This is a genomic window from Methylophilus sp. DW102 (assembly GCF_037076555.1).
In the GTDB taxonomy this organism is placed as follows: Bacteria; Pseudomonadota; Gammaproteobacteria; order Burkholderiales; family Methylophilaceae; genus Methylophilus; species Methylophilus glucosoxydans.
Genome location: NZ_AP029023.1, coordinates 460,177 through 472,522, shown reverse-complemented (window position 1 = coordinate 472,522; position 12,346 = coordinate 460,177). Strand labels below are relative to the sequence as shown.

Genomic DNA, 12,346 nt, shown 5'->3' with positions numbered 1-12,346 from the left:
GACATGTTGGGGTTAGGAGCACCACTCAAATTCATTGGCCTGCAGGCTTGCACCTGCACGCGAAATTAAACGCGGTTAGCGTAGTATTCAACCACTTGCTGCACTTCAATCGGGAACGGCACATCCTCAATGGATGGCAAGTGACCAATTTTTGCCGAGGCGGTCGTTGAATCCACAGATAACCACTCGGGGATAGTCAGACTGGGCGTCGCCATCGACTCGGCTACCATCGGAATTTTGCGACTTTTCTCTTTGAGCGTGACCACATCGCCCACTTTCAAGCGCACGGAAGCAATATTGACAGGCTTGCCGTTTAACAACACATGCCCGTGATTGACCAACTGGCGCGCAGCAATACCCGTCGGCGCAAAACCGGCCCTGAACACCACGTTATCCAGACGGCGCTCAAGCAAAGACATCAATTTGTCACCGGTAGGCTCCGAACCTTTACGCGCTTCCAGCATCAGCTTGCGCATTTGCTTCTCGCTCACACCATAGTTAAAACGAATCTTCTGCTTCTCCACCAACTTCACGGCAAAATCCGAGCGACGACGACGCGAAGCCTGCTGACCATGCTGGCCAGGCGGATTGGGTCTATCTTCAATCGACTTGCGTGACAACCCTGGCAACTCCACGCCCAGGGCGCGCATAATCTTGAGTCGAGGTCCGGTGGTTCTTGCCATTTCAATACTGCCTTTCTTAATCTTTTGTTTTTTGTATACGATGTACTCTACTTAATGCAACGAGCGCCTATCACTGTATGGTGGCCGACGGCGTCACAAATTCAGACACCGCCTGCTGCATGGCAAAGGTTTGATGCGCTTGCAACAACTCCTGCCATTCACGCAACAATTGCCTGGCCGCCGAGGTGATCAAACCACTCTCTGCATACTCAGGCGCATTCAAGGTCTGGGCCAGACTGCAACCCAACAAGGCCAAATCCTCCGAGGGATTCATGGCATAGCGTGTTGCCACACAACTCAGCGAAACCAGCACCGCACTTGCGGTCGGCAAGTCAGGATCGAACAACTGGCTGGGTGATGCGCCTTGTAAACTTTGCATGGCGTGTATGCCTCTCGTTAACTGTTATGCAAATGATAATGTTTCTCATTTATAAAGTCAACTATTGATTGCATGGATTGCAATATGGCATCCGACGCAACTGAATGTCGGGCTCGGTCAGTGCGAAATCTTGACCAAATTAGTAAAGCAAGTTAATGTATAGGGTTCAACATTTATTAGCCGAAAAATCAAGGTTTTATGGACGCCTCAGCCCACTCTGCGACAGACACCCACGCCAAATCCATGACAGGTGCGGACATTGTTGTCTCCTGCCTGAATGAAGAAAAAGTCAAATTCGTCTTTGGCTATCCAGGTGGTGCGGTCTTGCATATCTATGATGCTTTATATAAACAGAATGGCTTCAAGCACATTCTGGTGCGTCACGAGCAAGCGGCTGTGCATGCGGCAGATGCCTACTCACGTGCAACGGGGGACGTCGGTGTTGCCTTGGTCACCAGCGGTCCAGGTGCGACCAATGCGGTAACCGGCATTGCCACTGCCTATATGGATTCGATTCCACTGGTGGTGATCAGTGGTCAGGTCCCGGTACCAGCGATTGGCATGGACGCCTTCCAGGAAGTCGACATGGTGGGGGTGACCCGCCCGTGCGTGAAGCACAACTTCCTGGTCAAGCACGTTAAAGACATTGCGCCGACCATCAAGAAAGCATTCTTCATCGCCAAAACCGGCCGTCCCGGTCCAGTGGTCGTCGATATTCCTAAAGATATCACGGCGCACGTGGCTGACTTTATCTACCCGAAAACGGTAGAGATGCGTTCTTACAACCCGATTTTGAAAGGCCATAGCGGCCAGATCAAAAAAGCGGTCAAGCTGCTGCTGGGTGCAAAACGTCCGATGATTTACACTGGCGGTGGCCTGGTATTGGGTAATGGTGCGGCTGAACTGGTAAAACTAGCTAAGGCTTTGAATTTCCCTGTTACCAACACCCTGATGGGGTTGGGCGGCTACCCTGCCACTGACAAACAGTTTGTCGGCATGCTGGGCATGCACGGGTCTTATGAAGCAAACATGGCCATGCAGCACTGTGACGTGTTGCTGGCGGTTGGCGCGCGTTTTGACGACCGCGTGATTGGCAATCCCAAGCACTTTAGCAGCCACAAACGCACCATCATTCATATTGATGTCGACCCATCCAGCATCTCCAAACGCGTCAAGGTTGACGTGCCGATTGTTGGCGACGTGCAATCCGTGCTGTCTGACATGAACGAAATTTTGGCGCAAGAAGAAAACCAGAGCACAGACACCGCCGACTGGTGGTCACAAATCAATGAATGGCGCGGCATCCAGTCGATGGATTACGCCTATTCAGACACCGTGATCAAACCACAATACGTAATCCAGAAGTTATGGGAAGTCACCAAAGGCGAAGCCTATGTGACTTCTGACGTGGGCCAGCACCAGATGTGGGCGGCGCAATACTACAAGTTCGACAAGCCACGTCGCTGGATCAACTCCGGCGGCTTGGGCACCATGGGCGTGGGCTTGCCATACGCCATGGGTTGCCAATTTGCCGACAAAAATGCACAAGTTGCCTGTGTGACCGGCGAAGGCAGTATCCAGATGAACATCCAGGAGCTGTCCACCTGTGCGCAATACGGCCTGCCGATCAAGGTCATTCTGTTGAATAACCGTTATTTGGGCATGGTACGTCAGTGGCAGGAGTTCTTCTACGAGAACCGCTACTCAGAATCCTACATGGATAGCCTGCCTGACTTTGTCAAACTGGCCGAGTCTTATGGCCACGTTGGCATGCGCATCACCGATCCGGCGGATGTAGAAGGCGCCCTTAAAGAAGCGTTTGATAGAAAAGACAAATTTGTATTTATGGACTTTTTAACCGACCAAACAGAAAACGTCTTCCCGATGGTTGAAAACGGCAAGGGCCTGTCAGAAATGGTATTGAGCCCACGCACGGCCAGCCGCCTGAAAGGGGAAGAATAATGCGTCACATTATTTCACTGCTGATGGAAAACGAAGCAGGCGCCCTATCACGCGTGGCCGGCCTGTTTTCTGCCCGCGGTTACAACATTGAATCACTCACGGTGGCGGTCACCGAAGACCCTACCCTGTCTCGCATGACGATTGTGACCACAGGCTCCGATGATGTGATTGAACAAATTATCAAGCAACTCAACAAGTTGATTGACGTGGTCAAAGTGCTGGATCTCAACGATGGCAAGCACATTGAGCGCGAACTGATGCTGGTCAAGGTCAAAGCCACCGGCGTCCATAAAGACGAAATGAAGCGCATGTGCGACATTTTCCGCGGCCGTATTATCGATGTGGCCGACAATAGCTACACCATTGAGCTTACCGGCTCTTGCAGCAAACTGGATGCGTTTATTGAAGCCATAGACCGCAGCGCGATTCTTGAAACCGTGCGTACGGGTGCTTCCGGCATTGGTCGTGGCGACCGCATCCTCAAGGTTTAACCGAAATTATTTTTTACAGACAAAGCATTTGTATTGAAAGGCAAAAGCAGAGATGAACGTTTATTACGACAAGGACGCCGACTTAAGCATTATCAAAGGCAAAAAAGTGACGATTGTGGGCTACGGTTCCCAAGGTCATGCACACGCAGCCAACCTGCGCGACAGCGGCGTGAATGTCACCATTGGTTTACGTAAAGGCGGCGGCTCCTGGGCCAAAGCCGAAGGCGCTGGTCACACCACTTTAGAGATCGCAGCAGCAGTTAAAGACGCTGACGTGGTCATGGTATTGCTGCCAGACGAAACCATGGCAGAAATTTTCAATGCCGAAATCGCGCCTAACCTGAAAAAAGGCGCAGCACTGGCATTCGCACACGGCTTCAACATTCACTACAACCAGATCGTGCCACGCGCAGACCTGGACGTGATCATGATCGCCCCTAAAGGCCCAGGCCACACCGTGCGTTCCGAATACCTCAAAGGTGGCGGCGTGCCTTCATTGATCGCGGTTTACCAAAACACCTCAGGCAAAGCCAAAGAAATCGCCTTGTCTTACGCCGCAGCTAACGGCGGCACCAAAGGTGGCGTGATTGAAACTGACTTCCGTGAAGAAACAGAAACTGACTTGTTCGGCGAACAGGCAGTGCTGTGTGGTGGCGCGGTTGAACTGGTGAAAGCCGGTTTCGAAACGCTGGTTGAAGCTGGCTATGCGCCAGAAATGGCCTACTTCGAGTGCTTGCACGAGTTGAAACTGATCGTTGACCTGATGTACGAAGGCGGCATCGCCAACATGAACTACTCCATCTCCAACAACGCGGAGTATGGTGAGTACGTGACAGGCCCACAAGTGATCAACAGCCAGTCCAAAGAGGCTATGCGTCAATGCCTGAAAAACATCCAGAATGGTAACTACGCTAAACAGTTCATCCTGGAAGGCCGTACTAACTACCCAGAAATGACGGCTCGCCGTCGTTTGAACGCTGCTCACCCAATTGAGCAAGTGGGTAACAAACTGCGCGCCATGATGCCTTGGATTGCGAAAAACAAACTGGTTGATCAGTCTAAGAACTAATTCTAGACCTTGAATCAGTACCTAAGGTTGGGTTGATGACAAATTAATCCGGCCATAGGTAAAAAGCACAGGCCGATGTATATCGCCTGTGCTTTTTTATTTGTAAAATCATGAATAAAGACATGATAAAAACAAGTGCTTGCAACACACTCGAACTGAGAGATAAGGGATAGAAGTGAAACTCGCCATTCTGCTGCAATATATCGCCCCCAAACAATTACTGACTGCAGCTGCCGGCAAGCTGGCGCACTGGCAGGCTGGTCGCCTGACTACCGCCTTTATTGGCTGGTTTGTGCGCAAATATCATGTAAATATGGAAGAAGCACTCAACGGCGATATTGCCAGTTACGCCTCGTTTAACCTGTTTTTCACCCGCCCACTGAAACCAGGGGTTCGTCCGTTGGCTAATAATGCTTTTATTTGCCCAGTCGATGGTGCCATCAGCCAGTTCGGCAAAATCGAACTAGGCCAGATCTTCCAGGCCAAAGGCCATCATTACACGGCGCAGGCGTTAGTCGGTGGCGATGCAAACTTGGCGGCTAATTTTGACAGTGGCAGCTTTGCCTGCCTGTATCTAAGCCCCAAAGATTATCACCGCATCCATATGCCATGCGCTGGAAAACTGCTGAGCATGACGTATGTCCCTGGCGATTTATTCTCAGTGAATCCCCTGACTGCCGCCAATGTGCCAGGCCTGTTTGCGCGTAACGAGCGCGTGGTCTGCACTTTTGAATCCGCCCAGCATGGCAAGTTTGTGTTGGTTCTGGTCGGCGCAACCATCGTTGGTAGCATGGCGACCGTTTGGCACGATGCCAAAGACCACATTATCAACCCGCCACGTCCGGGCAAAGTGGTGCATTGGAATTACAGCGACCGCAACATCAGCCTGAAACAAGGCGAAGAAATGGGCCGTTTCCTGTTGGGTTCTACCGTGGTGATGTTATTTGAAAAAGACGTACTGGAGTTTAATGCCAGCTGGCACCCAGGCAAACCAATACGCCTGGGCGAGGCCATGGGGAAATAGTGCGAACAGACCATTAAAAAAAGCGGAGTTTAAGCTCCGCTTTTTTATTAGCCATTCAAGCTCTTACTCACCACTTCAAACACATCACCCGACAAATTAGGCGTATCCAGCACCGCTTGTAGCGCCGCTTTCATCTGCGCCTGCAAGGCAGGTGTGTAGCGCTTCCACTCACGCAACGGCGTCACAAGGCGCGCGGCAATTTGCGGGTTGATGCTATTGAGCTCGATAATTGCATCGCGCAAAAAGGCATACCCTTTGCCGCTAGGATCATGGAACTTGACCGGATTGTTAATGGCAAACGCGCTATACAGCGAACGCACGCGGTTAGGATTTTTGATGTTGAAATCGGGGTGCGCGCGCAATAAGGCGAGGTCATCAAAAATTTGCTCGCGGTTGGCAATCGCTTGCAATGAGAACCACTTGTCGACCACCAGCGGATACTTTTCAAAGCGGGTATAAAAGTCTGCAAACACCTCGGCCCGTTGCGGCTGTGTACTGTCAGACAAGCACGACAATGCAGTCACCCGATCCGTCATATTATCTGCTGCGTCATAATGCGCTTTGGCGCGTGCGGCACAACCAGTGCCATTGGTGGTGGTAAGCATCTCTAACACGGCGGCCTGTAAAGCACGGCGGCCCATGGCTTGCGGGGTAATGGTGAACTCGCCCGGATTGGCGTTGGCCTCATACAGCGCGGCCAAAGCGTCTTTATGCGCACGCTTGATCTGGGTAAGGATGCTGCTACGCGCCGCATCAATGGCTGCCGGGTCTATCACCGGCAGATATTGGCCAATGACACCTATCATGGGCAAACTCAAGGCGCGCGCCAGCAAGGCTTTGTCACCCTGTCCGCTCAAGCCTTGCGCAATCAAGGTGCCGACATCGGCAATAAACTGGCTGATATCCGCCTGCGGATCTGCCATCACGCGCTGTATGGTGCGCAGCGCCAGCGTCTGCCCGGCCTCCCATTTGTTAAAGCCATCGGTGTCATGCACCTGCAACAGGCGCAAGTCATCGTCACTTAAATCGGTTTCCAGTTTGACCGGTGCCGAGAAGCCACGCAGGATCGAAGGCACTGGCTTGGCAGCAATGCCATCGAAAGTGAATGATTGCTCACGTGCCGTCATTTCCAGCACTTGCGTAGGCACAATCTCGCTGCCGTCCGCGGCCAGTAAACCCACCGCAATCGGGATATGCAAGGGCTGCTTGTCGGTCTGACCCGGCGTCTCCGGCTGCGATTGTTTAAAGCTTAGCGTATAACGCTGCTGAGCCGCATCGTAATGGCTGCTGGCGACCAAGGTGGGCGTGCCTGCCTGTTTATACCACCTGAAAAACTGCGTCATGTCCCGGCCAGAAGCTTCAGCCATGCACTGCACAAAATCATCACAAGTCACCGCCTGGCCGTCAAAGCGGTCAAAATACAAATCGGTGGCCTTGCGGAAAGTCTGTGACCCAAGCAAGGTATGCTGCATGCGAATCAGCTCAGCGCCTTTGTCGTAGATAGTTTTGGTGTAAAAGTTGCTGATCTCGATAAACTGGTCCGGCTGCACCGAATGCGCCAGCGGGCTGCCATCTTCAGGAAACTGCAAACGGCGCAAGCCATTTACATCGTCAATCCGCTGCACGGCACGCGAGTTCAAGTCTGCACTAAACTCCTGGTCGCGGAAAACAGTAAACCCTTCTTTCAAGGACAATTGGAACCAATCACGGCAAGTCACGCGGTTACCCGTCCAGTTATGGAAATATTCGTGACCAATCACGCCTTCCACACTCATGAAATCGCTATCGGTTGCCGTCTCTTGATGCGCCAGCACCAGCGCGGTGTTAAACACATTGAGCGAGGTGTTTTCCATCGCGCCCATATTAAAGTCGCTCACCGCCACAATATTAAACAGGTCGAGCTGATACTCGCGGCCATACACCTCTTCGTCCCACTTCATCGACTTTTTCAGTGACTCCATGGCATGACTACACTGGCCTTCGTCGCCCGCACGCACATAAATGTGCAAATCTACGGTGCGGCCCGTCATGGTGGTAAACGTATCCGCCACCCGCACCAAGTCGCCCGCCACCAGTGCAAACAGGTAGCAAGGTTTAGGGAACGGATCATGCCAGACACGGTAATGCCTGCCATCCGGCAAGCCGCCCTCTTCCTGCAAATTACCATTCGACAACATCACCGGATACGCCTTGGCATCCGCCTCAATGCGCACCGTAAACACGCTCAACACATCCGGCCTGTCCTGATAATAAGTGATGCGTCTAAACCCCTCAGCCTCGCACTGCGTGCAATACGTGCCTTGTGATTGATACAAGCCCTCCAGCGCCGTATTCGCCTCGGGGTTAATCTCGCTCACAATAGTAAGCGTGAATTCATCCCCCGGACTCGCAATCGTCATCTGCCCATCGGCCACCGTGTAATCGCTCAATGGCACACCATTTTTTGCCACTGAAACAATCGTCTGCTCTTCACCATCCAGCACCAAGTCGCTCGATACCCCCACCGGGTTTTTCACATACTTCACTTCAGACGTGACGATGGTTTTGCCCGGCAAGAGGTTAAAACTCAAATTCACCTGCTTCGCCAGATAGGGCGCGGGCGTGTAGTCTTTGAGGTAGATAGTTTTTGGTGCAACAGCGTTTTCGGTTCGCATGGATTTACCTGAGAGTTTTTAGAGTTAAGTGGGAATTATATTTGAGAGTAGGCATTGTAGGATTGGTTTAATCATTCTTTCACCACAAAGCCTTATCACATGTTAAATTAATTGTTTTAACTCGTAGGTTAATGCGAAAAATAATTAAACATGCCAACCCAATTTAGTAAAAACCCACTGATATTGGAATTGCCAGATGCGGCGGAAGAGGTACTTATAAACGCAGGAATTGCCGCAGACCCAGACACTTTTGAGGTTAGCGAGGCACAATTTAGAAAAATGCGTATTAAAACTAACTCGTTTAATGAGAGGGTAATCATTGCGGATGAAAAAACAAATGAACCAGATGCATAATCCACCCCATCCGGGTGAAACACTACGTGACGATATATTGCCCGCACTCGGCCTATCTGTAACCGAAGCCGCCGAGCAATTAGGGGTAGCCCGCCCGACTTTATCCAAAGTGTTAAATAGTCGCGCTGCCATTTCTCCGGAAATGGCCATACGCCTCGAAAAATGGCTGGGGATTGAGAGCGGCGGGCGTGCAGATATTTGGTTGGCAGAACAAACAGCCTATGACCTCTGGCAAGCAAGAGAAAAGGTCAGTGTTCAGGTAAAGCCGCTAAAGGATGTTTCACTCACAAAAAAATAGCTTTGCTACTAGTTTTGCTTACCATGAGACATGATGCCCATGGCTATGCGCGAATGAGGCTTTAAAATCGAAGCAAATTGTCACATTAAATCTGAACTGCTCGACGCCATTGAAGAAGCATGACTCAATGCCGGAATATTTGCCGTCCCAGACACGGTTGAATACTCTTACAAATAATCAGGGTTGCTTGATTACTAATGGTGGTCAGTTTGTGAAATATGGCAGTAGTATTATTGGGGTTTTAAACGTCGTAACAGTTAAAATATTTTCAACATTCAAATATCTTTTAATTATTTAATTAATTTGGCAACTGACTACCCCGTCATTCGAATTATCTTTAAATTTATTTTTAAGGAAAAATATGAGTTGGATTATTCAGAATAAAGATTGGCTTTTTAGCGGTGTAGCAATCACCATACCAATTGCAATTGCTGGCTGGTTTTTCTCTACCAAATCAAAATCTTACAAACAATCTCAAAAAGGTGGTAACAATTCAATAAACATACAGGTGGGTGGCAACTTTAAAGCAGGCAATGATAAAAATCATGACTAGACAAAACCAAGAAGGTGGCGATAGTTCAACAAACATTCAAGCTCAGCAAATTGTATTAAATGTGGGGATTGATGAAAAACGTGCAAGAGAAATCTATCATGAAATGAATTTGCAGTTGAGAAAGGACTACTCTCAAGAGGCTTTAAATGTAGCTGATAGCAGGATTTCGGAGTTTGAAAACAGCTTAATGTCGAAAATGGAAAGGATAGATGGCGCACTTGAAGCTTTCACGGATCCAAGCTTTCAATTACTTTTAGTCGAAGCGCAGAAAACAGCCGCGTCAACTGAAAGGCCAGCAGACTACGAGCTTTTGTCTGAACTTTTAATACATAGATTTTTGAAGGGCCAGGACCGCACTATTAGAGCAGGAATCAATCGTGCAGTCGAAATAGTGGATGAGATATCGAACGATGGCTTGCTAGGTTTAACTGTATCTCACGCTATTAGCTATTTTTACCCACTTAGCGGCGGAGTTAATTTTGGATTGGATGTATTGAATGATTTATTTGGGAAAATTTTATATAGTCCTCTTCCCAAGGATATAGAGTGGCTAGATCATGTTGAAATACTTGATGCTATTCGCCTTAAACCTTTAAAGAGTCTAAACAAAATACAAAGCATTTATTCAGAAAGATTGTCTGGGTATCTGGATGTTGGAATAAAAAAAGAATCAGAGAATCATATTAAAGCAATAGAGCTTTTAAAGCTTAATAGATTACCTCTAGACTTATTAGAAGAGCATTCATTAAATGAAGATTATGTGCGCATACTCGTTGTAAATAGAAAAGAGATAAGCTCGATTATATTAACCGAATTAGTACCGACGAAAGACTCGGTTGTACAGATTTCAAAAAATCCGAACGATGAGCAAATAAAAGCTCTCCAGCTTATATATGATCTATATGTGCAGGACCATAATTTAAGAAATATCAATGCTTCTTATTTTATGTCAGAGTGGAATAAAAGAGATAATCTAAAAATGATTAGTGACTGGTGGAATAACATCCCTACAGCCTTTCAAATCACATCTGTTGGAAGAGTATTAGCCCACGCAAACGCGCAAAGGTGTGATAGTAAACTACCCCCTCTAAACTAGTTATGCATAATATTGGAATTAGCCTAGCAATAAAAAGCGCCTCTAACTGAGGCGTTTTTCGGTTAGTAAATTCTGTCAAACATTTCAATTAGCTTAATTGTCTTCATCAAGCTTTTTTCACAAACTCCTGCTATCAGGGTCAGGTCTTGCAAAACAACATTTTAAGCATAGTGATACCGACATGCCACTATCTGCAACTCTGACTCCGTCACCTGATAAACCAATCGATTCACATCATCAATCCGGCGTGACCAAAAGCCAGTTAAATCCCCCTTGAGTGGCTCAGGTTTTGCAATACCAGTAAATGGCTCACGTGCGGATGCTTCAATCAGCATATTGATGCGTTTGAGTGTTTTTTTATCCTGCGTTTGCCAGTAGAGATAATCCTCCCAGGCCTTTGGCGTGAAGACGATCAGCCTTGCCATCGTGCAAGCTACTCTTGAGTCAGCGTTTTTGGCTCAGCTTTGCCTGCTTTAAGCTGCGCGATTGACTCGGCCAAATGGGCTGCGTTGGCTGGGCTTTGCAGCAGGTGCAAGGTTTCCATCAGGCTGTTGTAGTGATCTAGCGACATCACCACAGCGTTGGCTGCATCACGGCGGTTGATGATGGTGACATCCACATCGTTGACCACTTTATCAAGGACAGTTTTTAAAGAGTTGCGCGCTTCGGAATAACTGATGACGTGCATGAGGCCTCCAACTTGTTCAATTAATTGTGCAAGTATATGCTTAATCTATAGGGTTTTCAAACCACGGTCGTCAAATTTAAAAAGCCGCTCTCGCACACAGCTCGGTGGTCAGGTCTTGAAAAAAACTACATTTACCCCCTCATGGCCTACGTTTTTTCCACCCATAGGGTTCACCAGACGGCAGTTTGCCGTTTTCAATGCTATCGACGCCTAAGCCGCCGATTATCGTTTCCTCGTTGATGGCAGTTGCAATCAGGCTCACCTTGTTGCTTTTGCGCAAGGCATGCGTGAATTTGAGTGACGCCACGACGTCATCAAAGTCCTGATATTTGACTTGGCCTTCTTCAGTCCAATACACGCGATTAATCATCATTTTCGGTACATTCAAATGAGTGAATATTGTGATGAAGCATCACTGGGCCAATACATTCCATTATTTAATCAGGCCTTTGAGTGTGTTTTTAATAAACTGATTTTTATAATGCCGGTCGCGCCTGCTCTTTTTTTCGTGGCTGCGTTTTGCATTACGCTTATCAAACACCACCTCGTCGATATTGGTTAGATCATCGAGTGATTGTATGTCTTGCGGTGAGTTTCTCTTGGGCATGGCAATAAAAAGATGAGTTAATATTTAGCCAAGACCATATTTGTTACATTTTAGTTTTCCTCGCCAGCACAACTGAGGGGCCTGGGGTCATAAATACCCCTTTTCTTTACTGCGCTTGATGGCTGCACGAATATGATTGGGTTTATCACTGATCCACGCAATAAATTTAGCTAGCTCAGGGTGTGCCCTCAAGGCCTCAATGGTTGAATACTGCCGTGCCAGCTGGGTTTCGGTAAGCAAGGCATGAATCTGTCGATGACAAAGCCTGTGCAAAATGACGGTTTCGATACCTCCACGAGATTTGGGAATCAGATGATGGGCATCCTGCTGCGCTTTTGGAATCGGCCGTAAGCACAGTGGACAGATAATCTCTGCTGCCACTAAAGCAGCCTGATAAGACTCACTGATAGCAGCCATCTGCTTCTTTTTTACGCGTCCACTCATGATTTGTTTTAATGTCTCTTTCCCATAAAACTAGAGACATCGCT

Annotated in this window: 15 protein-coding genes; 8 read left to right on the top strand and 7 right to left on the bottom strand. The window is 48.5% G+C overall.

Annotated features, from left to right (window positions below; translation table 11 throughout):
* Positions 1 to 65: 65 nt before the first annotated feature.
* Both rpsD and AACH41_RS02230 read right to left on the bottom strand, forming a co-directional pair.
* Positions 66 to 683, bottom strand: a complete 618-nt coding sequence (gene rpsD, locus AACH41_RS02235) for a 30S ribosomal protein S4 (protein WP_338656438.1) — start codon at positions 681 to 683, stop codon at positions 66 to 68.
* A 70-nt stretch (positions 684 to 753) separates the two neighbouring features.
* Positions 754 to 1,062 carry a hypothetical protein gene (locus AACH41_RS02230; protein ID WP_338656437.1) on the bottom strand — a complete coding sequence of 103 codons (309 nt, stop codon included), beginning with the start codon at positions 1,060 to 1,062 and terminating at the stop codon, positions 754 to 756.
* Between the two features lie 198 nt (positions 1,063 to 1,260).
* Here AACH41_RS02230 and ilvB point away from each other — a divergent pair, with 198 nt between their 5' ends.
* From ilvB to asd, 4 genes are all read left to right on the top strand, one after another.
* Positions 1,261 to 3,024: a biosynthetic-type acetolactate synthase large subunit gene (gene ilvB / locus AACH41_RS02225; RefSeq protein WP_194749236.1), complete on the top strand. Its 1,764-nt coding sequence runs from the start codon at positions 1,261 to 1,263 to the stop codon at positions 3,022 to 3,024.
* Complete coding sequence (ilvN, locus tag AACH41_RS02220; RefSeq protein WP_018987330.1) at positions 3,024 to 3,515, top strand: acetolactate synthase small subunit; 492 nt, start codon at positions 3,024 to 3,026, stop codon at positions 3,513 to 3,515. Before ilvB ends, ilvN begins: the two co-directional genes overlap by 1 nt.
* 52 nt (positions 3,516 to 3,567) lie before the next feature.
* Positions 3,568 to 4,584: a ketol-acid reductoisomerase gene (gene ilvC / locus AACH41_RS02215; protein WP_194749235.1), complete on the top strand. Its 1,017-nt coding sequence runs from the start codon at positions 3,568 to 3,570 to the stop codon at positions 4,582 to 4,584.
* 175 nt (positions 4,585 to 4,759) lie between these two features.
* Positions 4,760 to 5,608 carry an archaetidylserine decarboxylase gene (asd, locus tag AACH41_RS02210; protein ID WP_338656433.1) on the top strand — a complete coding sequence of 283 codons (849 nt, stop codon included), beginning with the start codon at positions 4,760 to 4,762 and terminating at the stop codon, positions 5,606 to 5,608.
* Between the two features lie 47 nt (positions 5,609 to 5,655).
* Here the strand turns inward: asd and pepN are convergent, their stop codons facing one another.
* On the bottom strand, positions 5,656 to 8,262 hold the full coding sequence (pepN, locus tag AACH41_RS02205; RefSeq protein WP_338656431.1) for an aminopeptidase N: 2,607 nt from the start codon (positions 8,260 to 8,262) through the stop codon (positions 5,656 to 5,658).
* A 150-nt stretch (positions 8,263 to 8,412) separates the two neighbouring features.
* On the opposite strand from pepN, the gene AACH41_RS02200 reads away from it, so the two are divergent.
* From AACH41_RS02200 to AACH41_RS02185, 4 genes are all read left to right on the top strand, one after another.
* Positions 8,413 to 8,616 carry a hypothetical protein gene (locus tag AACH41_RS02200; protein ID WP_018987334.1) on the top strand — a complete coding sequence of 68 codons (204 nt, stop codon included), beginning with the start codon at positions 8,413 to 8,415 and terminating at the stop codon, positions 8,614 to 8,616.
* Entirely contained in the window at positions 8,588 to 8,914 is a 327-nt protein-coding gene (locus tag AACH41_RS02195) for a HigA family addiction module antitoxin (protein ID WP_338656429.1), read from the top strand. The genes AACH41_RS02200 and AACH41_RS02195 overlap by 29 nt, the downstream gene beginning before the upstream one ends.
* Positions 8,915 to 9,275: 361 nt before the next feature.
* The gene (locus tag AACH41_RS02190; protein ID WP_338656427.1) at positions 9,276 to 9,467 is read left to right on the top strand and encodes a hypothetical protein; all 192 of its coding nucleotides are present in this window, start codon (positions 9,276 to 9,278) and stop codon (positions 9,465 to 9,467) included.
* Positions 9,460 to 10,563, top strand: coding sequence for an LPO_1073/Vpar_1526 family protein (locus AACH41_RS02185; protein ID WP_338656426.1), 1,104 nt, complete (start codon positions 9,460 to 9,462; stop codon positions 10,561 to 10,563). Before AACH41_RS02190 ends, AACH41_RS02185 begins: the two co-directional genes overlap by 8 nt.
* Positions 10,564 to 10,724: 161 nt before the next feature.
* Here the strand turns inward: AACH41_RS02185 and AACH41_RS02180 are convergent, their stop codons facing one another.
* The 4 genes from AACH41_RS02180 to AACH41_RS02165 all read right to left on the bottom strand — a co-directional run bounded on the left by AACH41_RS02180 (position 10,725) and on the right by AACH41_RS02165 (position 12,275).
* Positions 10,725 to 10,988, bottom strand: coding sequence for a Txe/YoeB family addiction module toxin (locus tag AACH41_RS02180; protein WP_338656425.1), 264 nt, complete (start codon positions 10,986 to 10,988; stop codon positions 10,725 to 10,727).
* An 8-nt stretch (positions 10,989 to 10,996) separates the two neighbouring features.
* A complete protein-coding gene (locus AACH41_RS02175; RefSeq protein ID WP_338656424.1) occupies positions 10,997 to 11,251 on the bottom strand; it encodes a type II toxin-antitoxin system prevent-host-death family antitoxin in 255 nt (84 codons plus the stop codon).
* 139 nt (positions 11,252 to 11,390) lie between these two features.
* Positions 11,391 to 11,624: a hypothetical protein gene (locus tag AACH41_RS02170; RefSeq protein WP_338656422.1), complete on the bottom strand. Its 234-nt coding sequence runs from the start codon at positions 11,622 to 11,624 to the stop codon at positions 11,391 to 11,393.
* A gap of 321 nt (positions 11,625 to 11,945) precedes the next feature.
* Positions 11,946 to 12,275 (bottom strand): HNH endonuclease, encoded by a 330-nt coding sequence (locus AACH41_RS02165; RefSeq protein WP_338656421.1) that lies wholly within the window; start codon positions 12,273 to 12,275, stop codon positions 11,946 to 11,948.
* Between the last annotated feature and the right edge of the window lie 71 nt (positions 12,276 to 12,346).

What these genes read in the sequence shown, in the direction of transcription:
- pepN (WP_338656431.1), bottom strand. Translation starts at nt 8,262, where the DNA reads ATGCGAACCGAAAACGCTGTTGCACCAAAAACTATCTACCTCAAAGAC.
- AACH41_RS02190 (WP_338656427.1), top strand. Translation starts at nt 9,276, where the DNA reads ATGAGTTGGATTATTCAGAATAAAGATTGGCTTTTTAGCGGTGTAGCA.
- AACH41_RS02230 (WP_338656437.1), bottom strand. Translation starts at nt 1,062, where the DNA reads ATGCAAAGTTTACAAGGCGCATCACCCAGCCAGTTGTTCGATCCTGAC.
- AACH41_RS02180 (WP_338656425.1), bottom strand. Translation starts at nt 10,988, where the DNA reads ATGGCAAGGCTGATCGTCTTCACGCCAAAGGCCTGGGAGGATTATCTC.
- AACH41_RS02195 (WP_338656429.1), top strand. Translation starts at nt 8,588, where the DNA reads ATGAAAAAACAAATGAACCAGATGCATAATCCACCCCATCCGGGTGAA.
- ilvC (WP_194749235.1), top strand. Translation starts at nt 3,568, where the DNA reads ATGAACGTTTATTACGACAAGGACGCCGACTTAAGCATTATCAAAGGC.
- rpsD (WP_338656438.1), bottom strand. Translation starts at nt 683, where the DNA reads ATGGCAAGAACCACCGGACCTCGACTCAAGATTATGCGCGCCCTGGGC.
- AACH41_RS02175 (WP_338656424.1), bottom strand. Translation starts at nt 11,251, where the DNA reads ATGCACGTCATCAGTTATTCCGAAGCGCGCAACTCTTTAAAAACTGTC.
- AACH41_RS02185 (WP_338656426.1), top strand. Translation starts at nt 9,460, where the DNA reads ATGACTAGACAAAACCAAGAAGGTGGCGATAGTTCAACAAACATTCAA.
- AACH41_RS02170 (WP_338656422.1), bottom strand. Translation starts at nt 11,624, where the DNA reads ATGATGATTAATCGCGTGTATTGGACTGAAGAAGGCCAAGTCAAATAT.
- AACH41_RS02200 (WP_018987334.1), top strand. Translation starts at nt 8,413, where the DNA reads ATGCCAACCCAATTTAGTAAAAACCCACTGATATTGGAATTGCCAGAT.
- AACH41_RS02165 (WP_338656421.1), bottom strand. Translation starts at nt 12,275, where the DNA reads ATGGCTGCTATCAGTGAGTCTTATCAGGCTGCTTTAGTGGCAGCAGAG.
- ilvB (WP_194749236.1), top strand. Translation starts at nt 1,261, where the DNA reads ATGGACGCCTCAGCCCACTCTGCGACAGACACCCACGCCAAATCCATG.
- ilvN (WP_018987330.1), top strand. Translation starts at nt 3,024, where the DNA reads ATGCGTCACATTATTTCACTGCTGATGGAAAACGAAGCAGGCGCCCTA.